Here is a 24,410-nt window from a genome sequence, read left to right on the forward strand (position 1 = left end):
TGAGGTTTGTATTAGCTTTTTCCCTTGGAGTCGGGTTGGTTGTGATGTCGGCGTCGGCCGGCTTTGCGGACGGCGCCAAGGTTTTCGCCGACAAGGGTTGCGGCGGATGTCATTACACCGACGGTCCCGCCAAGGAGAAGACGATCGAGGATCAATTGGCGAAGAAAGGCCCCGAGCTTTGGTACGCCGGGTCCAAATTCAAGGGTGAATGGCTGGGCGCGTGGCTCGCCGATCCCCAGCCGATTCGTCCGATGAAGTACAATTCCCTGACCGACAAGAATGCCGGGGATCATCCCAAACTCGCCGCCGCCGAAGCGGGCGAAGTCAAGGATTTCCTGATGGGCCTGGTTTCGAAGGATGTTCCGGCCGGCGTGGTGACGCCAAAGAGCAACCCCCAGGGCAAACTGATCTTTATCAAGAAGATGCCGTGCAGCGGTTGTCACAAGTACCAGACCGGCGGAAAGCTCGTCGGCGGGAATACCGGCCCGTCGCTGGTTGACGCCGGGGTCAGGTTGAATCCGGACTGGATTTTGGCCTATCTGGCCAACGCGCAGGTCTTCAAGCCGGTTAAGGATATGCCTAATTTTGACGGCATCCTCAGCAAGCCGGATATGGAGAAGGTAGCAGCTCACGTCGCCTCGTTTACGGCGGCGGACGCCAACTAGGACAAAAGGGAGATATGAAAATGATCAGATCGGCAATCGTACTTACATTCGCCGTCGTCCTTTTGTCCGCCGGCGCAGCCAAGGCTGCGGACACCGAGACGATTTTCAAGTTCTACTGCGTCCAGTGCCACGGCGCCGCCGGCAACGGCGACGGCCCCAACGTCAGCCCCGATTTCCCGGTAACGCCGAGGAATTTCAACAAGGCCGACGAGATGGGCAAGCTGACGGACCTCGACATCAAGAACGTAATCAAGGAAGGCGGCCCGTCGGTCAGCAAATCGCCGATGATGCCGCCATGGGGCAAGACCCTTACCGACGGCGAGATCGACGGCTTGATCGTCAAGCTGCGCGCTTTCTGCAAGTGTACGGGGCCTGCGGCTAAATAAGATGATGATTTCCCCGGCGTTCCTCATCGGGCGCCGGGGAGGTCAGAAAACGTATAAGACCAGGATCAGAACGATAACGATCCCGTTAATGAGCGCCCCGGCGAAGACGACAGTGTGAAAGAGGTTTTCTTTTTTAAACGGATTCATGATTTTAAAATTCCGACGGCTTGAATAAGTTGCCTGATGGGATGATGATAACAGAAGCTTTGATTTAAGAAAGGGTGCGCCGAATGGCTTCCGAACAAATTACCGAATGTGCCTGTACGGGCAGCACGCTGCCGGGGAAGCTTGTTTTTTTGGCGACTCTGATCGGCAGCATCGCATTTTTTATATGGTTTTTGAGGTATTAAGCAGGGGGCGGACGCATTATGAAAAACTCTTTCGTTGTTTTTGTCCTGGCGTTTGTTGTTTTCGGCGTCGGTCTTTTCGGCCTGGATTACGCCTTGATGAGCGCCCAGGGCACCAATCTGTTTTTCCATAAGTGAGCAGGGTTCGTTTAAGTCTTTATCTTTGAGGGGAGCGAGCATGAGGTCGTGTTTTACGGCGAGAAGGGGGGGGGCGCTGTTACTGTCGGCCGCCTTTCTGTTTTTGCTTTCTGTCGCTGTTTCGGGGCTTGGCGCCTCATCCGCTTCAGCCGCCGAGCAGGCGGCTGCCGAAAGCGGTAAGGCGGCGGTCGCCGAAGTAAAGGGCGCTCCCGGAGGAGAAGAGGCCGGGACGGCGGCGCCCGCCGAGGCGCCGGAAGCATCGGCCAACAAGCCTGCGCCGATGTTGACCAAGGCCGACTATCCGACGATAGCCGGCGTCAACGGGCGGATCATGGTGTGGATGGCGGCTCAGTTGCATCTCTGGTTCGCCGCCTTCGTGCTGGCGGTTCCCATCTTCGTTTTCATTATCGAAGCCATCGGCATGAAGACGCGGGACAAGCGTTATGACGATATGGCTTATGAATTCATCAAGGTCTCGATCACCGCTTATTCGCTGACGGCGATTCTCGGAGGCCTGACGGCGTTCAGTTTGATCCTGTTCTACCCGGCGGTGTTCGCCTATCTGGCCAACATCTTCAAAGAGACCATGTTCTACTACGCGCTGTTGTTCTTCGCCGAGAGCGCCTGCCTTTATATTTACTATTACGGTTGGCACTGGTTGCAGGGCGGCAACAAAAAGTGGATACATTTGACTCTGGGTCTGTTGCTCAACGTCGTCGGCACGGTTTTGATGTTCCTGGCCAACGCCTGGATAACCTTCACCATGAGTCCGGTTCCCGCCCATGGGGTGGAAGGCCAGATCGTTGACGCCGTAGGCACCTTCGGCGGCGATGCCTGGCTGGCCATCCATAATTACCTGTGGAACCCGGTCAACCTGCATCGGGTGGTGGCCAACGTCGCTTACGGCGGCTCGGTAGTCGGCGCCTACGCAGCGTACAACTTTCTCAGCGCCCGCACCGCCGAGGCCAAGGCCCACTACGACTGGATGGGATATACGGCCAACTTCATCGCCGTTTCGGCGCTGTTGCCGCTGCCGTTCGCCGGCTACTATCTGGTCGCCGAGATTTACGCCTACAGCCAGCAGATGGGCATCACCCTGATGGGCGGCATCTTCGCCTGGCTGTTCATCATCCAGGCGGTTTTGATCGGCACCCTGTTCCTGTCGGCCAACTATTACCTTTGGTGCGGCATGGGTCGCAGCGACGGCGCGGTGCGCTACAATAAATATATGAAATATCTGGCCATCGCCATCGTCGGCGCCTTCCTGGTGTGGTTCACGCCTCATACCCTGGTGTTGACCAACGAGGAACTGAAAGCGCTGGGCGGACCATACCACAAGTACCTTGGTCCGTTGGGCATCATGCCGGCGAAGAATACGGCGGTGAACATCATGATTCTGGTTACGGCGATGAGCTTTATCATCTATCGCCGGGCCAACATGATCCCGGTGGTGTCGTGGGTGAAGGCGGGCAACGCCGCCCAGTTTGCGCTGTTTTCGGCGGGCATCATCAACATCGTCATTCTCGGCGTTTATCACGGCTACTTTACCGATACGGTGACCAAGGTCGCCGCTTCGGTGCCCCAGGTGTTGACTACGCTGACCCTGATCGCCGTCAGTTCGATCATGGACAGCTTTATGTACAAAGGCGCCAAAGAGGTCGCGCCCCAGCGTTGGGGCCGGGTCTCCAACCGTTCCCAGTACGCGATGTTCATGCTGGCGGTGGCCTTTACCTGGTTGATGGGGCTGATGGGCTACATCCGCTCCGGCATTCGTCAGCACTGGCATGTAGTGAACATTTTCCGCGACAATTCAGAGAATGCGTTCACTCCGTCGCTGGGCTACGCCACCAACGTCATTTCGGTGGCGACTATCATTTTCATGTCGATGGTGATTTTTGTCTTCTGGCTGAGCAAACTCAGCGTCAAGAAGACGGTCCCGACCGGCTACTGGAAGGAATAGACCGATGAGACAGTTCCTTACGGTTATCGCATTCAGTCTTTTTGTAATCAGCTTTTTCGCCGGGTTCTCCAACTTCGGCATTCCGCAGATCGAGCCGGCGCCGCCGCCGGTGGCGGAGAAGCTCGACCTGGGGGCCATGACCATGGAGCAATTCGTGGCCTTGGGCGAAAAGGTTATTGACGGCAAGGGCACCTGCAAGCTGTGTCATAACAACCTGGGCCGGGCGCCGATGCTGGACCAACTGGGGGCCAACGTTCCCAAGCGGCTGGCCGATCCCGAATACAAGGGCAAGGCCAAGGACTTTCAGGGCTACCTGGAAGAGTCGATGACCCTGACTTCGGCCTATGTGGTTCCCGGCTTCGGCAAGAAGGGCACCAACGACAAGGAAAGCCCGATGCCCGACGTTACTTCCGGCGCGATCAGCCTGTCAAAAGCGGAGTTTGCGGCGGTGATCGCCTATCTCCAGGAATCCAGCGGCGTCGAGATTACCGTTGAAATCCCCACCGATGCCGGCGGGACGGCGGCTGACGCCGGCGGCGGCGGCGAGGTCCGCGAGGCGTTGACGTCGGCTGATGACATTATCGCCGAATTCGGTTGCGGAGCCTGTCACATCATCGGCGAGAACGCCGGGGATATCGGTCCCGACCTGTCCAAGGTAGGCGCCCGCAGCGACCGTGAATATCTCAGGCGTTCGCTGCTTAATCCCAATGCGGATATTGCAAAAGGTTTTGAGCCTGACACCATGCCCGCCGATCTGGGCGGTAAAATGTATGCGTCCGAAATCGAGGTGGTTCTCGATTATCTGGCCGGATTGAAGTAGGAGGACGGGAGCGATGAAAAGACTGATCCAACTTGTCCTTACCGTCTTCGGCGTCTACCTGGGCTTTGTCGTGGTCTTTGACCATCTGCTCGGTCAGGTGATCCCGTCGAGTCTGCTGCTGATGTACATGTTCTTTGTGTGCGCCGGCGTGTTCATGGTGTTCACCTTCACCGAAGAAAGCATGAACCAACTGACGGCGCCGATCAAGGCGCTGGTCGAGGACCCGTCCAAGAAAATGGTGCGCAACGTGGTGTTCCTGCTGGTTCCGTTGGCGGTGGGTTATTACACCTACTCCAAGATGGTTCCCAGCTTTGAGGCTCCGGTGGAGTTGAGGACCATCCATCCGGCGCCGCCGGCGGCGGTGAAGGCTTACGGCAAGCGCTATAACCTGCTGACTCTGGCTAATCCGTTCCGCAAGCTCAAAAAGGACGACCCGAAAAAGTTCGAGGCTTTGGTCGCCGAGGGCGGCATGGTCTATGTCAAGAATTGCCAGTATTGCCATGGCGACAAACTGGACGGTCGCGGGCCGTATGCCGAGGGCCTGAACCCGACGCCGGCCAACTTCCAGGACGTCGGCACCATCGCCCAGCTTCAGGAGGCGTACTTGTTCTGGCGCATCACCACCGGCGGTCCCGGACTTCCGTCCGAGGCGACGCCGTGGATTTCGGCGATGCCCGTATGGCAGGACTTCCTGAGCGAGGAAGAAGTATGGAAGGTGATTCTGTATCTTTATGAGTACACCGGCTACAGCCCGAGATCATGGGAAAAAAGTGAGTAAGCGGATGATAAGTTTCATGCACAGGGGTGGTAATCCGATGAGGATCGTGGCGCTGACGGCGTTGGGTCTGTTGCTTATGGCGCCGCCGGCGTCAGCCAAGGGAGACAAGGGCAACGGCGAAATCGTCTATAAAAAGCGGTGCGTGTGGTGCCATGGCGAAGAGGGCGACGGCGCCGGCGCCGGGGGCGAGATGACCAAGATAATTAACCCGCCGCCTCGGGATTTCACGTCGGGCATGTTCAAGATCAAGACCTCGCCGTTCGGCTCGGATTTTCCCAATGACGCCGACATCTACCGCATGATCAGCGACGGCATGCCGGGAACGGTGATGCCGGGATGGAAGTCGATCCTCAAAGAGCCGGAGATGTGGGACCTGGTGGCCTATATCAAGACCTTCGCCGAACTGGAAGCCGAACCCGGCAAGACGGTGGATTACGGAACCCAGGTCAAGACCTCTCCCGAAAGCATCGAAAAGGGGTCCAAGCTGTTCCATGACGGTGATCGTTGCTCCGAATGCCACGGCGCCGAGGGCAAGGGTAACGCCATCAAAGCGCTGAAAGGCGATAACGGCGAGCGCACCTGGCCGAGGAATCTGACCAAGCCGTGGACGTTCCGCGCCTCCAACGATCCCAAGGAAATCTTTACCCGCGTTTCGACCGGCATTTCCGGCACCCAGATGCCGTCGTTTGACGATCCCAAGAGCAACAAAAAGTTGACGGTCGAGGAACGCTGGCATGTCGCCAACTACGTCAACTCGCTGGCCAAGACCGACAAGACGGTGAAGGCCGAGAACACGGTGGTCAAGGCCGACAAGGTCGCCGGCGACCTGCCCGCCGATACCGCTGATCCGGCGTGGGACAAACCGACGCCCTCGACTTTCCTGCTGGTGCCGCAGGTTATCTACAAGGATCGCGTTTTCTCGTCGGCCAACGACACCATCACGGCCCGCGCCATGTTTAACGACAAGGAAGTGGCCATCCTGCTGGAATGGGACGACCGCACCAAAAGCATTCCCGGCGACAAGGACGCCGTCAAGATCGCCAATCCCGAAATGGGACCGGATCGGGTGGCCGTGCAGTTGCCGATCGCCATCCCGGAAGGCATGAAAAAGCCCTACTTCATCAAGGGCGATACCGCCAACCCGGTTAATCTGTGGTCGTGGAGTTCGGGAACCGCCGAGGCTGCGGAAAGCGTCGGCCTCGGCAACGGAACCGGCGTTGACGCCGTCGAAGAACGTGACGCGGCGGCAGTCGGCCTGACCGCCAAGGGCGTCTACAAGGACGGCACCTGGCGGGTGATGATGAAACGCCCGCTGACCGCAGGCAACGCGGAGACCGACATTCAGTTCCAGGAAGGCCGCTTTATTCCCATCGCTTTCCAGAGTTGGGACGGATCGAGCAGCGAAATCGGAAGCAAGCACACGCTGACCACATGGTACTGGATTCTGCTGAAACCGGCCTCCAGCAACAAACCGCTGATTGTCGGCCTGATTCTGGCCTTGTTGGTGTTCGCCGCCGAAATAATGTGGGCGCGTTCAGCCGGTAAAAACAAAGACGCTTAAGCATGGCCATAGCGCCGCAGGCTTCTTTTGTCGAGGCGCCGCCGGAGGACGAGTCCGGTCGGTTCAAACGCATTCTGGTGGCGTTGGACGCTTCCGACCATGCCGACCGGGCGCTGGCGGAGGCGCTGAGGCTGGTCAATACGTCCGATGGCGTCATCATCGGCATCCATGCCTACGCCGCTAAACTTCATGACCGTCGCTTCCGCCAGATGGAAGGCGGTCTGCCGGAGCGCTATCTCGAAGAACAGGAGATGGAGCGCCAGCGCGAGGTTCATGACAGCCTGATCACCCGTGGCCTTGACATCATCAGCGACAGTTATCACGACGCCGCCGAACGTTCCTGCAAGGAAGCCGGCCGGCCTTACCAACGCCTCAGCCCGGAAGGAAAGAATTACCGGCGGATTGTGGAAGCCGTGGAAAACGGCGACTACAGCCTTTTGGCGCTCGGCGCCCTGGGCCTGGGCGGCATTCCGGGCAGCGTGATCGGCTCCGTCTGTGAGCGGGTGGTCCGGCGCAGCGCCATTGATGTGTTGGTCATCCGCGATCCGGAAAGGGCTATCGGCGACGGCCCCGTCGTCGTCGGCGTGGACGGCTCGGCGCAGTCCTTCGGGGCGCTGAAAACCGGCTTTGCGATCAGCCGTCGGCTGGGGATTCCGCTTCACGCGGTGGCGGCTTACGATCCTTATTACCATTATGTGGCCTTCAACAAGATCGCCGGCGTGCTCAGCGACGAGGCCGGCAAGGTGTTCCGCTTCAAGGAGCAGGAAAAACTTCACGAGGAGCTTATCGACGACGGCCTCGCCAAGATTTATCAGGCGCATCTGGAAGTCGCCCGCGTCATGGCCGAGGAAGAAGGCGTTAAACTTACCCTTGAATTGCTTGACGGCAAGCCGTACCGGGCGATTGCCGATTACCTGGGAAAAGTCGGGGCAAGCCTGCTGATAATCGGCAAGATCGGCATTCACGCCGATTCCTACCTTGATATCGGCGGCAACGCCGAGAACCTGCTGCGGACGGCGCCCTGCCATGTATGGCTCGGGCGGACGACTTATGTCCCGCCGCTGGACGTAGTCGCCGAGGAAACCATGACCTGGAGCAACGAAGCCGAAGAGATGCTCAACCGGGCGCCGGAATTCGCTCGCGGCATGGCGCGCACGGCGGTGATGAGGCTGGCCCAGGACAGCGGCCACACCTTCATTACCAGGAGCATGGTGGAAGAGGTCGCCAAAAAATTAATGCCGGGAGGCGGCGGCGGAAAGTGTCCTTATTCAGGCCAAGACAAGGAGAAGGCAAAGCAGGAACTTACCTGGACCGATGAGGCGACGGCTCTGGTCGAGGGGCTGAATGACAAGGCCCTGGCCGGCAATATCCGCCTGCGCGCTGAAAAGTCGGCCCATCGCGAGGGGAGGGAGAAAGTAAAGGCCGTTGATGTCCTGAAGTTTCTTGACGGCGGCGGGGAATAGAGGCCGTGGCGACCGCAAAACATCCTTTTCTGGTGGCCCTGAACCTGACGCGGCGCTGTAACCTGAATTGCGGCCATTGCTATCTCGACGCCGGCGTCCGCAGGCGCGGCGATAATGAACTTTCCACCGCCGAGGTGAAGGCGGTTCTTGACGGCATCGCCTCGTTGAGCGACGAAACCATGGTCGTGTTGACCGGCGGCGAGCCGATGATGCGGGCCGATGTTCCTGAACTGGCCCGTCACGCCCATAGCCTGGGCCTGATGGCGGTGGTGGGAACCAACGGCACGATGCTGGATGACGGGCGGGTGGCGGAGCTGAAAGAATCGGGGGTGCAGGGCGTCGGGGTCAGCCTGGATTCTCTCAATCCCGGGCATCATGACGCTTTTCGCGGCCTGTCCGGCGCCTGGGACAAGACGATGGCGTCCATCGAAGCCTGCCGGCGCGGCGGCCTCGGGTTTCAGATTCATTTTTCGGTCACCGACGACAACGCCGACGAACTGGACGATATGATCGCCTTCGCCAAGTCGTCCGGCGCGTTGGTTCTGAATGTCTTTTTTCTGGTATGCACCGGACGCGGCGAGAAGGCGACCAATATCTCCCATGATGTCTACGAGCGGGTTCTGAGAAAGGTCACCAGGGCCGCTCATGATGAACAGGAATTGATCGTGCGGGCCAAATGCGCTCCGCACTTCAAGCGCATGGCGATGGAACTGGACCCGGCATGGCCGATTACCCTGGCCCACGGCTATGAGGCGGGAGGATGTCTGGCCGGAACCCGCTATTGCCGGGTCACGCCGGAAGGCGAAGTAACGCCCTGTCCCTATATGGAGAACTCCGCCGGCTCCGTCCGCGACCGGGGTTTCGCCGAAATATGGCGCAATGCGCCGCTGTTCAAGGCGCTGCGGACGCCGAAGCTGGAGGGCCGCTGCGGGAAATGCGAGTATATGAAAATTTGCGGCGGCTGCCGGGCGCGTCCCCAGGCGCGGAGCGGCGGGCTTATGGAGGAGGACTTCCTGTGCGACTACCAACCAAAAGGCGGCGCGGTGATCGAGCCGCAGCAGGAGGGGGCGGCGGCGCTTCCGTGGTCTGTGGAGGCCGAGGCGCGGTTGAAAAGGGCGCCTTCCTTCCTGCGCCGGATGATCCGCAAGCGCACCGAGGACTACGCCCGCGACAACGGACATGCTATGGTGACCGTTGACGATATGCAAAAGCTGATGAAGCGGCGTTTCGGAAATGCCGGGCCGCGTATGAAAATACCGGGGAGGACGGGCGTTGACGGTTGATGCGGCGATTATCGGAGGAGGCATCTCCGGGCTGGCCTGCGCCTGGGACCTGAAGCGTCGCGGCCGGCGGGTGGTGGTGCTGGAGCGCCAGGCCGATCCCGGCGGCAGCGCCTGTTCGGAGCGCCTCGGCGGCGGCTTCCTGATGGAGCACGGGCCGAGCACGGTCAACGCCGGTTCCGACATCGCCAATGATTTCTCCGGGATGCTTGGGCTTAACGGCGAACGCTGCAACCTCGGCGGCGGCGTGCGGCGGCGCTATCTGGTCGGCGGCGGCGTCCTTCGCGGCCTGTCGGTAAGTTCCATGGGCTTTTTCCTTTCCGGATACATGTCCCTTAGGGGAAAGCTGCGTCTGCTCGGCGAGTTTGCGGTTCCCGCCGCCGCCGACGGCAAGGAAGAAACGGTGGCGGAGTTCTGCGTTCGCCGGTTCGGCCCGGAGTTTCTGGAACGGATTATTGATCCCATGGTCGCCGGCATTTATGCCGGACGCGCCGACGAGCTTTCCGTCTCCGCCGTGTTTCCCAAGCTGGTCGAACTGGAGCAGAAGTACGGCGCCGTTTCACGCGGGTTGCTGCGCCGTCACAAGCGCGGCGTCAGGATGCCGAGCAGCCGTCTGTTTTCCTGGCAGGACGGCATTGCTTCTCTTCCCCGCGCCCTCGCCGCCGACCTCGGCGAGGCGGTGCGCGCCGGGATCACGGTGCGCGGGCTTCAGGCGGTTTCCGGCGGATTCAAGGTGGATGCGGGTCCGGCGGGGGCGTTCGCCGCAAGGTCGGTGATTATCGCCACCCAGCCTCATGTGGCGGCGCGGCTGCTGGAAGGCGTCGACAATGACGCCGCCTGCGCCGCCGGAGAAATTGACGCGCCGCCGTTGGCCGTAGCCTTTTTCGGCTTTGAACGCCGGCAGGTGGATCATCCGCTTGACGGCCTCGGCTTCCTGACGTCCCGCAAGGAAGGGCGCTCGTTGAGCGGCGCTCAATTTTGCTCCACCATGTTTCCCGGACGCGCCCCGGAGGGACATGTCGGCGTCGCCGGATATCTCGGCGGCGCCAGGTCGCCGGAACTGGCGAGACTGCCGAGAGAGGAACTGCTCGATCTGGCGCTCGAAGATTTCCGCAAGCTGATCGGCGTCAAGGGAGAGCCTGTGGTTGCCCAGGTGCGGCACTGGCCGCTGGGCCTGCCGCAATACAGGATCGGCCACCAGGAGCGCACGACTTGTCTGAAAAATGCCGGTCAGCGCCGGCCCGGCCTGTTCGTTACCGGAAATTATTTTCACGGCCCCTCGGTCGCCTCCTGTTTGGCCATGTCGAGGGAAACCGCCTCCGGCGTTCACGGCTTTCTTGACGAAATCCGGCCCGCCGACCGGAGCGCGGTATTATAATACCGCTCCGGCAAGGCGCGATAATCCTGTGGTATTTCACGTTGACTTGCAGATATTCTGTGGCATACTCCGCCCCCCGCGAAGATGAATCAGGATATGATGCGCGATGAAGACCTATTCCGCCAAGCCTTCCGAAGTTGTGAGAAAATGGTACGTTATTGATGCCGAGGATGTCGTTCTCGGGCGTCTTTCCGCCGTTATCGCCGCACGCCTGCGCGGCAAGGACAAAACCATTTACACGCCGCACATTGATTGCGGCGACAATGTCATCGTGATCAACGCCGAAAAGGTCAAGTTGACCGGAAACAAGCGCAAGGACAAGGTGTTCCACTGGCATACCGGATATCCCGGCGGCATCAAGGAACGTCGCGTGGAAACGATCCTCGGCGGCAAGCATCCGGAAAGAGTGGTGATCAAGGCCGTCGAACGGATGATCTCGCGCATACCTCTCGGCCGCCGGCAGATGCGCAAATTGCATGTCTACGCCGGGAGCGAGCATCCGCACACGGCGCAAAGTCCGGAAGTTCTCGACGTGGCGGCGATGAACCCGAAAAATAAAAGGAGCGCATAAGGCATGGCTGAGGGAACAAAAACCTTGGGTGATCTTAAGGGCCTTAAGACTCTCGTTACTCCCGTTGTCGCCAAGGGCGTCGTCGCTGCGGCGGAAGAACCTGCGGCGGCGCGCAAAGAGCCGGTAAAAGACGCCCAGGGCCGCTCACGGGCGACCGGAAAGCGCAAAAACGCCGTCGCCCGCGTATGGATCAAGCCCGGACCCGGCAAGATCACGGTGAACGGACGGGACTCTAAAAGTTATTTCGCCCGCCCGGTGCTGCGGATGCTGATCAACCAGCCGTTCGCCTGCGCCGGCCGCGAAGGCCAGTTTGACGTGTTTTGCACGGTCAAGGGCGGCGGTTTGTCCGGTCAGGCCGGCGCCGTTCGTCAGGGCATCAGCAAGGCGTTGACCCTGTTCGAGCCGGGATTGCGCCCGCCGTTGAAGGCCGGCGGCTTCCTGACCCGCGACTCCCGCGTCGTCGAGCGCAAGAAGTACGGCAAGCGCAAGGCCCGCCGCAGCTTCCAGTTCTCCAAGCGATAAACTTCGCAAGAAGCCGCTTCTGTTTTATGATAGGGCGTCCCTTGCGGGGCGCCCTTTTCATTTCAGCCATGCGGAGTCACCGGCCATGAGCATATCCAAAAAAGTCATCAAGGCGGTTATTGTCGGCGCCAGCGGTTACACCGGCGCCGAACTGGCGCGGATTCTGGCCGGGCACGGCGCCGTCCGGATCGTCGCCGCGACCGCCGACCGCAAGGCGGGGACGGCCTTCGGCGAGGCGTTTCCTCACCTTGCCGGGGCGGCTGTTCCCGATCTGGTTTCGCTTGACCGGGTGGACTGGACCGGGGTTGACGCGGCCTTTTGTTGCCTGCCTCACGGCGCCTCGCAAGAGATTATCGCCGCCCTGCCGGAGCGGGTCAGGGTGATCGACCTTTCGGCGGATTTCCGTCTCGCCGACGGGGACCTGTACGCCCAATGGTACGGCGCAAAACACAAGGCCATGAAATTGCAGAAAGAAGCGGTGTACGGGTTGAGCGAACTGGCCCGCGCCGAGATCGCCGGGGCGCGGCTGGTGGCCTGTCCCGGCTGCTATCCGACTTCGGCTCAGTTGCCGCTGATTCCGCTTGTAAAGGCCGGCCTGATCGACGCCGACGACATTATTATCGACGCCAAGTCGGGCGTCAGCGGCGCGGGCCGGGCGCTCAAGGAGACTTCGTTATATGCCGAGGCGGCGGAGGGCATCAGCGCCTACGGCATCGCCGGCCATCGGCATATTCCCGAGATCGAACAGGGCCTGGGGCGGGCGCGGGGAAGGCCGGTGGCGATCAGTTTTACTCCCCATCTGACGCCGATGAACCGGGGCATCCTTTCCACCATCTATGTCAAGATGGCCAAGGGCAAGGAGGCCTCCGACCTGCGGGACGCTCTGGTCGAATGCTACCGGGGCGAGCCTTTCGTGCGGATTACGGCTATGGGCGTTATCCCCTCCACCCGTCATGTTCGCGGTTCCAACTACTGCCTGATCGGCGTCTTCGCCGACCGGCCGGCGGGGCGGGCCGTGATCGTCTCCGTCATCGACAATCTGGTTAAGGGAGCCTCCGGCCAGGCGGTGCAGAACATGAACATCATGTTCGGCCTGCCGGAAACCATGGGCCTGGAACAACAACCGCTGTTCCCGTGAGGGGGGGCAGATGACGATCCCGAAGAAAGTTCGCGAAGCGATTCACTTGTCGGCCGGCGACGTAGTCGCCGTGGATGTCGAGGGGGACCGGGTCTCCCTGCGCAAGGTGACGTCGGGCGACGATTACGTCAGGGCCGTTCACGCCACGCTGACCGAATGGACCGACCCTGAGGATGAGGAAGCCTGGCGTGACCTATGAACCGTTCGACGTGGTGGTCGTTCCTTTCCCGTTTTCAGACAGATTTGCCGCCAAAAAACGTCCGGCTGTCGTCGTGTCGGGAATTGTTTTTGGACAACAGAGACGCAGAGACACAGAGAAGAAAGGGAAAAATAAGTTTTTGAATTGTAAGAAGCGCATTTAAATCTTCTCTGTGCCTCTGCGGTTAACGCCGACAAAAAAATTCCCCTGCCCCCCTTATCTCCCTTGCATCCCCATATCTCCTTTTTATTACGAAGGAGAATTAAAGGGACGCAGTATTTAATTCCATAAACCTACCGGACATTGCCGGCATCCTCCAGACTGATCATCATCCGTTTGCCGAGCGCCAGCGCCGCCCGGTGCAGGGTATCAAGCTGAACCTTGTCGTTACAGGGGTCGAGCAGGCGGTCGAGCTGGCTTAGGCTGGTTTTCATGCGGGCGGCCATTTTTGCCTTGGTTACGCCCTGATCGCTCATGGCCTGTTCGATCTGCCACGCCAGAACCCGCTTGATAGCTAATGAGGTGGTTTCTTCGTAGGTTCCTTCATTCTTGAGAAAGCCCTCAAAGGAGGAGCCGACCTTGCCTTTGGCGGCGGTTTTTGTTTTCTGTTTTGCCTTTGTCATTATCCAATCTCCTTCTTCCGGCGCATTGACTTGGAAAACATGGTTTTTTGGACCACAGAGGCACAGAGAAGAAAGAGAAAGAATAAATTTTTAAATTGTAGGAAGCGCACTTAAATCTTCTCTGCGCCTCTGCGCCTCTGTGGTGATTAACCCCAATAACATTTTACGGCTTTTTTAGGGGTGGTTTTGTTTAATATCAATGGGTTAAGGCCGATTCGCCATGGTTAAGACCGCTATAAACGTGATTAAAACATCATTTAACGTGGTTAAAACGTCATTTAACGCGCTTATGACGCAATAAGTCCTCGCCCTTCACCCGTTATGGATGGGGGCGGCGAATTCCAGGAAGAAGTCGTTGCCCTTGTCATCGACGACGATGAAGGCGGGGAAGTTCTCGACCTCGATTTTCCACACCGCTTCCATGCCCAGTTCTTCGTATTCGACGCATTCCACTTTCCTGATGCAGTCCCTGGCCAGTTTCGCCGCCGGGCCGCCGATTGACCCTAAATAAAATCCGCCGTGTTTCTTGCAGGCGCGGGTGACGGCGGCGGAGCGATTGCCCTTGGCCAGCATCACCATGGAGCCTCCGGCCTGCTGGAACAGATCGACATAGGAATCCATGCGCCCCGCCGTGGTCGGCCCGAAGGAGCCTGAGGCATAGCCTTTGGGCGTCTTGGCCGGACCGGCGTAGTAAACGGCGTGGTCCTTGAAGTATTGGGGCAGGCCCCGGCCGGCGTCGAGGCGTTCCTTCAGCTTGGCGTGAGCGATGTCGCGGGCGACGATCAGCGGCCCGTTCAGGCTGAGTCGCGTCTTGATCGGGTGTTTGGAAAGAGCGGCCAGAATCTCGGCCATCGGGCGGCCGAGGTCGATGCTGACCGCCGCGCCGCTCAGTTGTTTGCCGCTGATATCCGGCATGTGTTTGGCCGGGTCGGTTTCCAACTGTTCCAGGAAAACGCCCTCGGCGGTGATCTTGCCCATAATCTGGCGATCCGCCGAACATGAAACGCCGATCCCCACCGGACACGAGGCGCCGTGCCGGGGCAGGCGGATGACGCGGACATCAAGGCAGAAGTACTTGCCGCCGAACTGGGCGCCGATGCCCATATCCTGGGTCAGCTTCAGCACCGCCTGCTCCATTTCCGGGTCGCGGAAGGCCCGACCATGCTTGTCGCCGTCGGTCGGCAGGCCGTCCAGACAGCGGGCGCTGGCCAGCTTGACCGTTTTCAGGGTCATTTCCCCCGACGTGCCGCCGATGACGATCGCCAGATGGTAAGGCGGGCAGGCGGCGGTGCCGAGCGTCCTGATCTTTTCGTCGAGGAAGGCCGTCAGGGCGGTCGGGTTCAGCAGCGCCTTGGTCTGCTGGTAAAGGAAGGTCTTGTTGGCCGAGCCGCCGCCCTTGGCCATGAACAGGAACTTGTAGGCGTCGCCGTCGGCGGCGTAGATGTCGATCTGGGCCGGCAGATTGTTGCCGGTGTTGACCTCGTTGTACATGGAAAGCGGCGCCACCTGGCTGTAGCGCAGATTGTGTTCCAGATAGGCATGGCTGACGCCCTCGGCCAGCGCCGCCTCGTCGCCGCCGCCGGTCCACACCCGTTGGCCTTTCTTCGCCATGACGATGGCGGTGCCGGTGTCCTGGCACATGGGTAATACGCCGCCGGCGGCGATATTGGCGTTCTTCAGCAATTCCAGGGCGACGAAGCGGTCATTGTCCGAGGCCTCGCGGTCGTTAAGTATCCCGGCCAGTTGTCGCAGGTGTCCCGGCCTCAGGAAATGGGAAATGTCAAACATCGCCGTCCTGGCGAGCAGGGACAGCGCCGGCGGAGCTATCTTGAGGATCGCCTGTCCTTCGAACCTGGAACGGGTCACATGGTCCGCAGTCAGCAGCCTGTATGGAGTCTTGTCGTCGGCGAGGGGGAATATCTCGTGGTGGACGAAATCGCTCATGACCATGTCTTTCAGGTGAAAGGGAAGGGGGGCTACTTTTTGCGGAAGGCGCTGAGGGCGATGACCTTGCCGCCGGCGTCGTCGTCCTTAACGGCGGTGGGGACGGCATTTTGTTCGGGGGCGGCGGCCTCATCTTCCTCGGGCGCTCCCTTGAACTGGAGGGCGAAGTTGACCGACGGATCGGTAAAGACGACGATGGCCTTAAGGGGAATGCGCAGGTGGCCGGGTTTGCCGCCGAAGCGCAGCGTCACCTCGAAATAGTCGTCGCCGACCTTCATGTTTTCGTACTGGTGCTGAAGGACGATGGTCATTTGTTTCGGGTTTTGATTTTTAAGATGCCTGGGGATGACCACCCCGGCGGCGTCGGTGTTGAAGGTGATATAGAAATGGTGGTCTCCGGGAAGGGCGCCGAGTTCGGCCGGCTTAAGGGCGCGCAGGACGACGCCGCGAAGCGCGTTCTCAACCCATTGATCGTAACGGATGGGTCCTTCTTCCATTGTTTCCTTCTATGCGGTCGTTTTCAGCGCCGCCTTAATCCGGCCCCCGGACTTGATCCGGGGGTAAGTGAGGGGCTTCTGTTGCCAGGCGCCCCTCGTGCCCCGTCGCATACGCAATTAAGCGGCTACGGCAAATGCCTCATTATCGTTGGCATTTCTAGGTTTTGGACCGATAACGGTGGCGCCCCGCCGAGCAAAAACCATACCTTTACCACGCACGTCAATCCTGTTTCGCCCCCATAGAATCCGCCCTGCGGCGGGAATATGGTGGAGGCGCCGGGCACTGCCCCCGGGTCCGTAACGTCTATTCCGCATGGCGTTTATCGCCATAGCCGGTGAACCGGCTTTTCCAGTATACTAAAATCACGGACTATTTGAAAGCAGTGAATAAATGAGGAGATTTTTATGGCTTCCCTTAGGCCGCCGGCGGTAGCGGGGGCATTTTACCCCGGCGACGCCGAGGAGCTGGATGCCGCCGTTCGGGGATACCTGGCGGAGGCGGCGCCGTCTCATGGGCCGGCGCCTAAGGCGATCATTGCGCCGCACGCCGGATATATTTATTCGGGGGCGGTGGCGGCCTGCGCCTACGTTCGGGTTTTGCCGCTGGCGGGGACGGTGAAGCGCGTCGTGCTGCTGGGGCCTTGTCATAAGACGGCGGTGCGGGGGTTGGCTTTGCCGAGCGTTGACGCTTTCGCCACGCCGTTGGGGAATATTCCCATCGACAAAGAAGCCTGCCGGGTCGCCCTGAAATTTCCCCAGGTCAGCGTGTTTGACGCCGCCCATGCCGGGGAGCATAGCCTTGAGGTGCATTTGCCGTTTCTCCAGGTTGTTCTCGGCGATTTTTCGCTGGCGCCGCTGGTGGTCGGCGAGGCCGGCGCCGATGAGGTGGCCCAGGTTATCGAGGCGTTGTGGGGCGGGCCGGAGACGCTGATCGTCATCAGCACCGATCTCAGTCACTTTCTCGACTACGCCGCCGCCCGCCGGCTGGACGCCGTCACCTGCAAGGCCATCGAGGATTTGAATCCGGAAGGCATCGGCCGCGAGCAGGCTTGCGGACGGACGCCGGTCAAGGGAATGCTGACGCTGGCCCGGCGCCGGGGGATGAAAATCGCCGCCGTTGACGTGCGCAACTCCGGCGACACCGCCGGCGACAAAAGTCGCGTCGTCGGCTACGGCTCGTGGGTGCTGACGGAAGCGGCGGCAATTTCCGGCGAGGATGATTTTGCCGCTCATACCCAAGCCTTGCTGAAGGCTCATGGAGCGACGCTGCTGCGTCTGGCGGCGGCTTCCATCGAGCATGGCCTGACCCATGGCCGCCCGTTGGCGACGAAGGCGGAAGACTACGCGAAAGAACCGGGCGGGCAGGGCGCCTGTTTTGTCACTCTCTATCGGGGCGGGCGGCTGAGGGGCTGCATCGGCTCGCTCGAGGCCCGGCGTCCTCTGTTTGAAGACGTGGCGGAGAATGCTTTCGCGGCGGCTTTCTCCGATCCCCGTTTTCCCAGACTCACGGCTGAGGAAACGGCAGGCCTGGAACTGTCCGTCTCGGTGCTGAGCGCCCGGACGCCGATGCGCTTTGCCGATGAGGCCGATCTGTTGTCCCAGCTTCGCCCCGGCGTGGACGGGCTGGTCATCGAGGATCGGGGAAAACGCGCCCTGTTTTTGCCTTCGGTGTGGGAGCAACTGCCCGCGCCGGAGGCGTTTTTCGGTCGTCTTAAAGTCAAGGCGGGACTCGCCGCCGACCATTGGTCCGACGGCTTCAAGGCCGGGCGTTTTGTTACCTGCGAGGTCAAGGCCGGTTGGTCGGAGATCAATACGAAAGGAGAAACGATTTGACCCTTAATATCGGACGCCGCCTTCTGGAACAGATCGGCGCCATCGCCGAGCAGGCCGGGGGGCGCATTATCAGTATCCGCGACAAGGGCGTCCGGGTGGAAGCCAAGGCCGACTCATCGCCGGTGACCGAGGCCGACCGCGAGGCCGAGGAATTTATCATTCACGCCATCAGGAAGAATATAACCGACGCCCTTCCCATCGTCAGCGAGGAAGCCTTTTCCCGTGGCGAAATCCCCGACATCGGCGAAACGCCGTTCTGGCTGGTGGACGCGCTGGACGGCACCAAGGAGTTCGTCAAGGGCGGAACCGACTTCACCGTCAACATCGCCATTATCGAGAATGCCAAGCCGGTGATGGGAGTGGTTCATGCGCCGGTGACCAAGGCCACCTACCGGGGCAGCCGCGAAGGGTCTTTTTTTGCGGCGCCCGGCGTCGTCATTCATAAGATCGCCTGTCGCCCGGCCCCCGCCGACGGGCTGACGGCGCTGGTCAGCCGCTCTCACCGCACGCCGGAGATTGACGGCTATCTGGCCGGGTTCGCCATCAAACAGGAAATCAGCGCCGGCAGTTCGTTGAAGTTCTGTGAAGTGGCGCGAGGCAACGCCGATATCTATCCCCGCCTCGGGCGCACCATGGAATGGGACACCGCCGCCGGCCACGCCGTGTTGCGGTTCGCCGGCGGTCAGGTGAAAACCCTGGACGGCGTCGATCTTTGCTATGCCAAGCCCGGTTTCGAGAATCCTCACTTCGTCGCCGCCGGTCCTGATATAGGGATATCAAGGAATTGACTCAAAACGGCGCTATCGTGCCGGCGACCGGCGAAAATATCGCCTTCGCCGCCAGGCTGATCACCGAGGGCAAGCTGGTCGCTTTCCCTACCGAGACCGTTTACGGCCTGGGCGCCGACGCCACCGATGATCGGGCCGTCGCCACCGTTTTCGCCGCCAAAAAAAGGCCCAACTTCAATCCGCTGATTGTTCACTTTGCCGATGCCGAGGCCGCCGCTTCGGCGGTAAAGTTTGACGACCGCGCCATGAAGCTGGCCGGGGCGATGTGGCCGGGAGCGCTGACCATGATCCTGTTTCGTCATAAGGAAGGCAAGGTGTCGCTGCTGGCCGGGGCCGGACAGGACAGGCTGGCCGTGCGCGTTCCCGGCGACAGGACGGCGCTGGCCCTGTTGCGGGCGGCGGGCCGGCCGTTGACATCCCCCAGCGCCAACCGCTCCGGCGATGTCAGTCCGACCACCGCCGCCCATGTCGCCGAGTCTCTCGGCGGCGCGGTTGACCTTATCCTGGACGGCGGCCCGTGCCGGGTAGGCATCGAATCGACCATCGTCGATCTGACCGAGGAATCGCCGTTGATCATGAGGCCGGGAGCAATTTCGGCGCGGGATATCGAAGCCGTTATCGGCCCTCTTTATTCCGCCTGCAATGTGCCGTGCGTCGGTCCTTCCGCCCCCGGCAGAGCCTCCGGGGGACGCCAATACGCCACCCGCTTGCCGCTGAGGCTGGATGCCGGGGAAGTCAAATGCGGCGAGGCCTTGCTTGCCTTCGGCTCCGAGGCAATCAAGGGAGAAGCGGAACGTGTCCTCAACCTAAGTCCGAGCGGCGACCTGACCGAGGCGGCGGCCAATCTGTTCGCCATGCTGCATGATCTGGATAATCCGGCGTTTCACGCTATCGCCGTGATGCCGATTCCTGAAGACGGTCTTGGGCGGGCGATCAATGACCGCCTGCGCCGGGCGACGGCGGGACCATGACCATGAACGCATCCGAACAAGCTCTCGACGCTATCCGCCGCCGGTTAGGCCCCAAGGGGTGGATTTCCGACCGTCATGACATGGCGCCGTATCTGGAGGAGCAGCGCGGCTTGTATCACGGCGATTGCGCTCTGGTGGCCCGTCCTTCGACCGCCGCCGAAACGGCGGAAGTGGTGCGCCTGTGCGCCGGGGCCAAGATTCCCGTCACCCCCCAGGGCGGCAATACCGGCCTGGTCGGCGGCGGCGTTCCCCGAGGCGGCATTATCTTGTCAACCGACAGGTTGAATCGCATCCGCAATCTGGACATTGTCAATCATGCCATCACCGTCGAGGCCGGTTGCATCCTCGCCGATATCCAAGCCGCCGCCGCCGCCGCCGGGGCGCTGTTTCCCTTAAGTCTGGCCGCCGAGGGAAGCTGTCGCATCGGCGGCAACATTTCCACCAACGCCGGCGGCGTCGCCGTGCTGCGTTACGGCAGCATGCGGGAACTGGTGCTGGGCCTTGAAGTGGCGTTGCCCGACGGCCGTTTGTGGAACGGTCTCAGGGCCTTGCGCAAGGATAATGCCGGTTATGATCTGAAGCACCTGTTTATCGGCGCCGAGGGAACGCTGGGCGTCATCACCGCCGCCGTGTTGAAGCTGTTCCCCAGGCCGAAGGCGCGGGAGACGGCGCTGGCGGCGCTGCCGACTTACGAGGCGGCGCTGGAACTGTTCGTTCGAATGCGGGATCAAGCCGGTGACAGCCTCACCGCCTTTGAGGTCATGTGCAAGACCAGCGTACAATTGGCCTTCAGGCATATGCCGGGTTGTGTCGATCCGTTTGCCGAGCGGCACCCGTTGTACGTCCTCGTCGAACTTTGCGGCGCCGCGCCGCGCCCGGCGCTTGAAGAAGCGCTGGCCGAGGCCATAAAGGACGGCGTTGTGGTTGACGCGGTCATTGCCTCCAGCGAGTCCCAGTCCGCCGACTTGTGGCGCATCCGCGAATCCATCGCCGAGGCCCAGAAGCGCGAGGGCGCTTCGATCAAGCACGATATCTCGGCGCCGATTTCAAGGTTGCCTGAGTTCTTCCGTCGCGCCGTTCCTATGGTCGAGGGAGAACTGGAAGGCGTGCGGGTCGTCGCCTTCGGTCATCTGGGCGACGGCAATATCCACTTTAACCTCAGCCGGCCTGAAGCCGCCGATGACAGGGAGTTTCTTTCCCACAGGAAGCGTCTCAATCGTCTGGTGTACGATCTTGTTATGGAAATGAACGGCAGCTTCAGCGCCGAGCACGGCGTCGGAATGCTGAAAACCGACGACCTTGAACGGTTCAAGTCCGAGACGGAACTGGACCTGATGCGAACTCTCAAAAAGGCGCTGGACCCGGATAACATCATGAATCCGGGCAAGGTTATACTTTTTGATTAACCGCTCTGTAAGCGAATTGAAAATGGCCATAACCAAATTTCCCGATGAAATCCAAAAGCGTTATGACGATTTTCGCAGTTTTGGATTCATCATTCAGGAAGACATGAGTCTCATGGCCAAGACGGCGAGGGAGATCGTGTACTTCTTCGATGAGCAGGTAATCGCCAAGATTCTCCAAACGCTTCTTCAAATGGCCCGGATAAATGAAGAAAACGCCGGGAAGAAAAGCAAAATCGAGCGCTTGGAGAAAAAAATAAATTCGTGGAATATGGAGTTTATGGCCGAGGCCGTCGAAGAACTTTTCCTGCTGGTCGATAAGGACTACGCCAAAGAGCTGTTCCGGGCGTTCTTCAAGAAGGCGTTGGCGGCGGGACACGCCGATGTCTTAAAGAGATACCTTGACCGGCAGGTCGAAACGGATCCCTGCAAATCTTTCATTGAGATGGTGAACAATAATGAAACCGGCGCCAAGCGCGTGGTTTTCATCGCCCGCAGGCCGTTTTTTCAAATTCTGCGCGAGGCCTGTTATTTACAGAAAAACGGCTGGCGCACCTTTCTCGTCCATATGGATATGTATAACTCCGACGTTCAGACGGGATTCGAGGCCGTTCTGGTGATTCCTAACCATTTGTGGCTTTTGGATACGCTTGTCGGGCGGCTGGACGCGGAAGTGTTTCATGCCCAGTGCCTGTTCATGGACAGCATCATGGGCGTTTCCGTGGTCCGCGCCCAACGCAAGGGAGCGTGCGTCTGCGAGTTTTACGACGTTACTTCGGTTTTCGCTCCCCGCGATGCGCTGTGCATAAAGTGGAGTCCTCGCGTCGTGGATATGGAATTGTTGCTGGAGAAGGCGGTTTGCCTCGAAGCCGACGCCGTAATCACCCGGTTCCCGGCGCCGGTTCACGAAGAATTGCGCCGACGTCACGGCGGCCTGACGCGCATTATAGAATTTCAGCCCTATCCTTGTCTTGAGTTCACTTGCTACGGCGACGGCAAGTTGTCTGAAAAAGACGGCGCCGTACATCTGGTGTATGCGGGAATGTTCGTTCCCAAGGATAAGGATCATCCTAGGGAATTGTTCCCTGAACGCAATCAGTGCGAAACCTTCCGGCGCCTTGTCGCCCAAGGGTTGAAGCTCGACGTGTTTTGCGCTTCCCAGCAAGCGGTGGGATTTAATAAAGCGACATTCGCCGATTATCACAAGCTGGCGGAGGAGAATCCGCATTTCCGTATGCGGGAGTCAGTGCCGCCCAATATTTTGGCCAAGGTCATGGCCCCGTATGATTTCGCCATAAACATCTTTGATCTGAGACTGGAAGAGTCGCTGAACCGGGACAGCCATATCAAGAACGTCACCAGCGCCAAGATTTTTTCGTACCTGGAGGCGGGCCTGCCCGTCATCGTCACCGCTGAATACGAATACATGGCGCGCATTATCGAAGACAACAAACTTGGCTTTGCGGTGACCAGGGATGAAATCGACAAGGTGGCCGAACGGATCAAAACCTTTGATTACGAAAGCTGCGTCGAAAACATTAAAAGCTTTAACCGGGAATTCGGCATGGCTAAGGAAATCAGGAAGATTACGACTCTTTATGAGGAAATTATCGCCGCCCGCCGTCTCTGAAAAAGCCTGTTCGGGGATTGTTGTTCTTTCTTCGAAACAATAACGCAGAAGGAGCGACCGGGACGCCGGTAATTTGTTTCAAAAAAAATGATGTAATTTCATGGAGTTAGGAGGAGGCGTCGGCCATGTTCAGCGCCGGCGCGTGGGGGCGCGCAATCATCGTTACAAAAAGCCGGGCAGTCTGTCGGCGCATCGGCGAGGGCCTGAAAGACGCTCCGGCGCGGGGGTGACCGATTCCTCGTCCGCTGATGCCCATCGACCGACCGTCGGGATTGCCCGGAATTATTTGTATCGGCTTCGATTCGGCGGACATGGGGTTCATAGACAAGCGCAAAGACTATTGGATCGGGTTCCGGCCGGGAGCATCGGGGAATCACCGGCGAGGAGCCGAATAGGCCCCATAATGGGCTGTGGACCTGGGGTTTAGCGGTGAATCGGCAGTAGACGTCGGTAAAAACAGCCAAGGGCGCACAAGAAAACATACAGTGATTTCAATCGGTTATTCGGGAAATATGAAATATTGGGTTAGTTTATTAATGAAAGCTTAGGAATTGCCTGAATTATCCCTCTTGAATAACAACAGGCGTAGTTAGTAGGGGCTGTTTTAACCGGGTAAGTCCGCAACCGATAACGACAGTTGACTGGAGGCGTAAAAAACGTAAATTCATTTGATGGCAGATATAGGTGTACGGTTGGATGTTACCTACCATTCATAGATATATTAGGGCTATGCTCCGTTATGTCCGGTAATGCACTGAAGCACTCGTACACCATTCCCTGCTCGTCGGCTTTTCGCGACGCGGTCATCGAACTGGCCGGACGGGCTAATGTCAATGTTGCCGATCTGGCGCGTTCGGTGGTGTTGATGATGCCGGCGGAGACTATTGCCGCCTTTCCCGACCCCGGAGAACCGGGGATGAAAGACCGTGAAACCGTAATTCTCAAGTCGGGATCGGCCAAAGGGCGGCCTTGGCGGCGCAAGCCGCGCCTGCAGGTGCGCATGGCCCCGCAATGCGATATCGTAACCATCCGTCGCGCTCTTGGTCTGGCCCTGGCGATGGATCGGGGCGAGAAGGCGGTGCGCCTTGAAGGGCCGGATGAAGCTGTCGCCGCTCCTGAAACGGAAAAGGCGGAGACCGACCTTATCCGTGAAACCCGTGAGGAAATTGAAAGGCTGCGCGCCATGATTTCGGTGCTTTCCTTCGAGCCTCTGCCCGACGGGGTAACTTCCCGCGAGGATGCGCTCCATATCCTCGGTTTCGCCCCCGGCAGCATGCCTGATCACGGCGCCCTCAAGGCTCGTTTTCGTACGCTCGCCATCGTTCACCATCCCGACGGCGCCTTCGGCAGTCATCACCGCATGAGCCAGCTCAATGCCGCCATGGAGCGCCTGCGCCGCAACGCCGCCTAGAGCGGGTTGCGACCAGATTGAATCGTCTGCGCCGGAGCGATTTTGGGTCGTGGGCAGGAGAATGGCGCAGCCCGTAGCGGACACTACGGGCAAGCCTTTCAACG

The 24,410-nt window shown here is 59.8% G+C and carries 23 protein-coding genes and 1 other RNA gene; 19 read left to right on the top strand and 5 right to left on the bottom strand.

Features of this window, described 5'->3' with window-relative positions; genetic code table 11:
* Positions 1–44: 44 nt before the first annotated feature.
* The 13 genes from A3H92_02855 (at position 45) to A3H92_02915 (ending at position 13,206) form a co-directional block, all read left to right on the top strand.
* Positions 45–665 (top strand): hypothetical protein, encoded by a 621-nt coding sequence (locus tag A3H92_02855; GenBank protein ID OHC75628.1) that lies wholly within the window; start codon positions 45–47, stop codon positions 663–665.
* A 14-nt stretch (positions 666–679) separates the two neighbouring features.
* A complete protein-coding gene (locus tag A3H92_02860; protein ID OHC75629.1) occupies positions 680–1,051 on the top strand; it encodes a hypothetical protein in 372 nt (123 codons plus the stop codon).
* Between the two features lie 525 nt (positions 1,052–1,576).
* Entirely contained in the window at positions 1,577–3,496 is a 1,920-nt protein-coding gene (locus tag A3H92_02865) for a hypothetical protein (protein ID OHC75630.1), read from the top strand.
* 4 nt (positions 3,497–3,500) lie between these two features.
* Positions 3,501–4,316 carry a hypothetical protein gene (locus A3H92_02870; GenBank protein ID OHC75631.1) on the top strand — a complete coding sequence of 272 codons (816 nt, stop codon included), beginning with the start codon at positions 3,501–3,503 and terminating at the stop codon, positions 4,314–4,316.
* A 13-nt stretch (positions 4,317–4,329) separates the two neighbouring features.
* The gene (locus A3H92_02875) at positions 4,330–5,094 is read left to right on the top strand and encodes a hypothetical protein (protein ID OHC75632.1); all 765 of its coding nucleotides are present in this window, start codon (positions 4,330–4,332) and stop codon (positions 5,092–5,094) included.
* Between the two features lie 37 nt (positions 5,095–5,131).
* Positions 5,132–6,655 carry a hypothetical protein gene (locus A3H92_02880; GenBank protein ID OHC75633.1) on the top strand — a complete coding sequence of 508 codons (1,524 nt, stop codon included), beginning with the start codon at positions 5,132–5,134 and terminating at the stop codon, positions 6,653–6,655.
* 2 nt (positions 6,656–6,657) lie between these two features.
* Positions 6,658–8,118 carry a hypothetical protein gene (locus tag A3H92_02885; GenBank protein OHC75634.1) on the top strand — a complete coding sequence of 487 codons (1,461 nt, stop codon included), beginning with the start codon at positions 6,658–6,660 and terminating at the stop codon, positions 8,116–8,118.
* On the top strand, positions 8,115–9,401 hold the full coding sequence (locus A3H92_02890) for a hypothetical protein (protein OHC75635.1): 1,287 nt from the start codon (positions 8,115–8,117) through the stop codon (positions 9,399–9,401). The genes A3H92_02885 and A3H92_02890 overlap by 4 nt, the downstream gene beginning before the upstream one ends.
* On the top strand, positions 9,391–10,776 hold the full coding sequence (locus A3H92_02895) for a protoporphyrinogen oxidase (protein OHC75636.1): 1,386 nt from the start codon (positions 9,391–9,393) through the stop codon (positions 10,774–10,776). Before A3H92_02890 ends, A3H92_02895 begins: the two co-directional genes overlap by 11 nt.
* A gap of 106 nt (positions 10,777–10,882) precedes the next feature.
* Positions 10,883–11,347, top strand: a complete 465-nt coding sequence (locus tag A3H92_02900; GenBank protein ID OHC75637.1) for a 50S ribosomal protein L13 — start codon at positions 10,883–10,885, stop codon at positions 11,345–11,347.
* A gap of 3 nt (positions 11,348–11,350) precedes the next feature.
* Entirely contained in the window at positions 11,351–11,869 is a 519-nt protein-coding gene (locus A3H92_02905) for a 30S ribosomal protein S9 (GenBank protein ID OHC75638.1), read from the top strand.
* 91 nt (positions 11,870–11,960) lie between these two features.
* Complete coding sequence (locus tag A3H92_02910; GenBank protein OHC75752.1) at positions 11,961–13,007, top strand: N-acetyl-gamma-glutamyl-phosphate reductase; 1,047 nt, start codon at positions 11,961–11,963, stop codon at positions 13,005–13,007.
* Between the two features lie 10 nt (positions 13,008–13,017).
* Positions 13,018–13,206, top strand: a complete 189-nt coding sequence (locus tag A3H92_02915) for a hypothetical protein (protein ID OHC75639.1) — start codon at positions 13,018–13,020, stop codon at positions 13,204–13,206.
* Positions 13,207–13,499: 293 nt separating this feature from the next.
* Here A3H92_02915 and A3H92_02920 read toward each other — a convergent pair whose 3' ends face one another.
* From A3H92_02920 to ssrA, 4 genes are all read right to left on the bottom strand, one after another.
* The gene (locus tag A3H92_02920; GenBank protein ID OHC75640.1) at positions 13,500–13,829 is read right to left on the bottom strand and encodes a Fis family transcriptional regulator; all 330 of its coding nucleotides are present in this window, start codon (positions 13,827–13,829) and stop codon (positions 13,500–13,502) included.
* A 312-nt stretch (positions 13,830–14,141) separates the two neighbouring features.
* The gene (locus A3H92_02925) at positions 14,142–15,773 is read right to left on the bottom strand and encodes a fumarate hydratase (protein ID OHC75753.1); all 1,632 of its coding nucleotides are present in this window, start codon (positions 15,771–15,773) and stop codon (positions 14,142–14,144) included.
* A gap of 32 nt (positions 15,774–15,805) precedes the next feature.
* Entirely contained in the window at positions 15,806–16,270 is a 465-nt protein-coding gene (locus A3H92_02930) for a hypothetical protein (GenBank protein ID OHC75641.1), read from the bottom strand.
* Between the two features lie 66 nt (positions 16,271–16,336).
* Positions 16,337–16,654: a transfer-messenger RNA gene (ssrA, locus tag A3H92_02935) on the bottom strand.
* Positions 16,655–16,675: 21 nt separating this feature from the next.
* Between ssrA and A3H92_02940 the strand changes: the two genes are divergently transcribed.
* The 5 genes from A3H92_02940 to A3H92_02960 are packed head-to-tail and all read left to right on the top strand — an operon-like array spanning position 16,676 to position 22,895.
* A complete protein-coding gene (locus A3H92_02940; protein OHC75642.1) occupies positions 16,676–18,103 on the top strand; it encodes an extradiol dioxygenase in 1,428 nt (475 codons plus the stop codon).
* Positions 18,100–18,891 carry a 3'(2'),5'-bisphosphate nucleotidase gene (locus tag A3H92_02945; protein OHC75643.1) on the top strand — a complete coding sequence of 264 codons (792 nt, stop codon included), beginning with the start codon at positions 18,100–18,102 and terminating at the stop codon, positions 18,889–18,891. Before A3H92_02940 ends, A3H92_02945 begins: the two co-directional genes overlap by 4 nt.
* A complete protein-coding gene (locus A3H92_02950) occupies positions 18,888–19,862 on the top strand; it encodes a threonylcarbamoyl-AMP synthase (GenBank protein ID OHC75644.1) in 975 nt (324 codons plus the stop codon). Before A3H92_02945 ends, A3H92_02950 begins: the two co-directional genes overlap by 4 nt.
* A 2-nt stretch (positions 19,863–19,864) precedes the next feature.
* The gene (locus A3H92_02955) at positions 19,865–21,268 is read left to right on the top strand and encodes a hydroxyacid dehydrogenase (protein OHC75754.1); all 1,404 of its coding nucleotides are present in this window, start codon (positions 19,865–19,867) and stop codon (positions 21,266–21,268) included.
* Positions 21,261–22,895: a hypothetical protein gene (locus tag A3H92_02960; GenBank protein OHC75645.1), complete on the top strand. Its 1,635-nt coding sequence runs from the start codon at positions 21,261–21,263 to the stop codon at positions 22,893–22,895. The genes A3H92_02955 and A3H92_02960 overlap by 8 nt, the downstream gene beginning before the upstream one ends.
* A 106-nt stretch (positions 22,896–23,001) precedes the next feature.
* On the opposite strand, the gene A3H92_02965 is transcribed toward A3H92_02960, so the two are convergent.
* Positions 23,002–23,217: a hypothetical protein gene (locus A3H92_02965; protein OHC75646.1), complete on the bottom strand. Its 216-nt coding sequence runs from the start codon at positions 23,215–23,217 to the stop codon at positions 23,002–23,004.
* Between the two features lie 417 nt (positions 23,218–23,634).
* Between A3H92_02965 and A3H92_02970 the strand changes: the two genes are divergently transcribed.
* Complete coding sequence (locus A3H92_02970; protein OHC75647.1) at positions 23,635–24,306, top strand: molecular chaperone DnaJ; 672 nt, start codon at positions 23,635–23,637, stop codon at positions 24,304–24,306.
* Positions 24,307–24,410: the final 104 nt, after the last annotated feature.

It is taken from the genome of Rhodospirillales bacterium RIFCSPLOWO2_02_FULL_58_16, from assembly GCA_001830425.1.
Classification (GTDB): domain Bacteria; phylum Pseudomonadota; class Alphaproteobacteria; order Rhodospirillales; family 2-02-FULL-58-16; genus 2-02-FULL-58-16.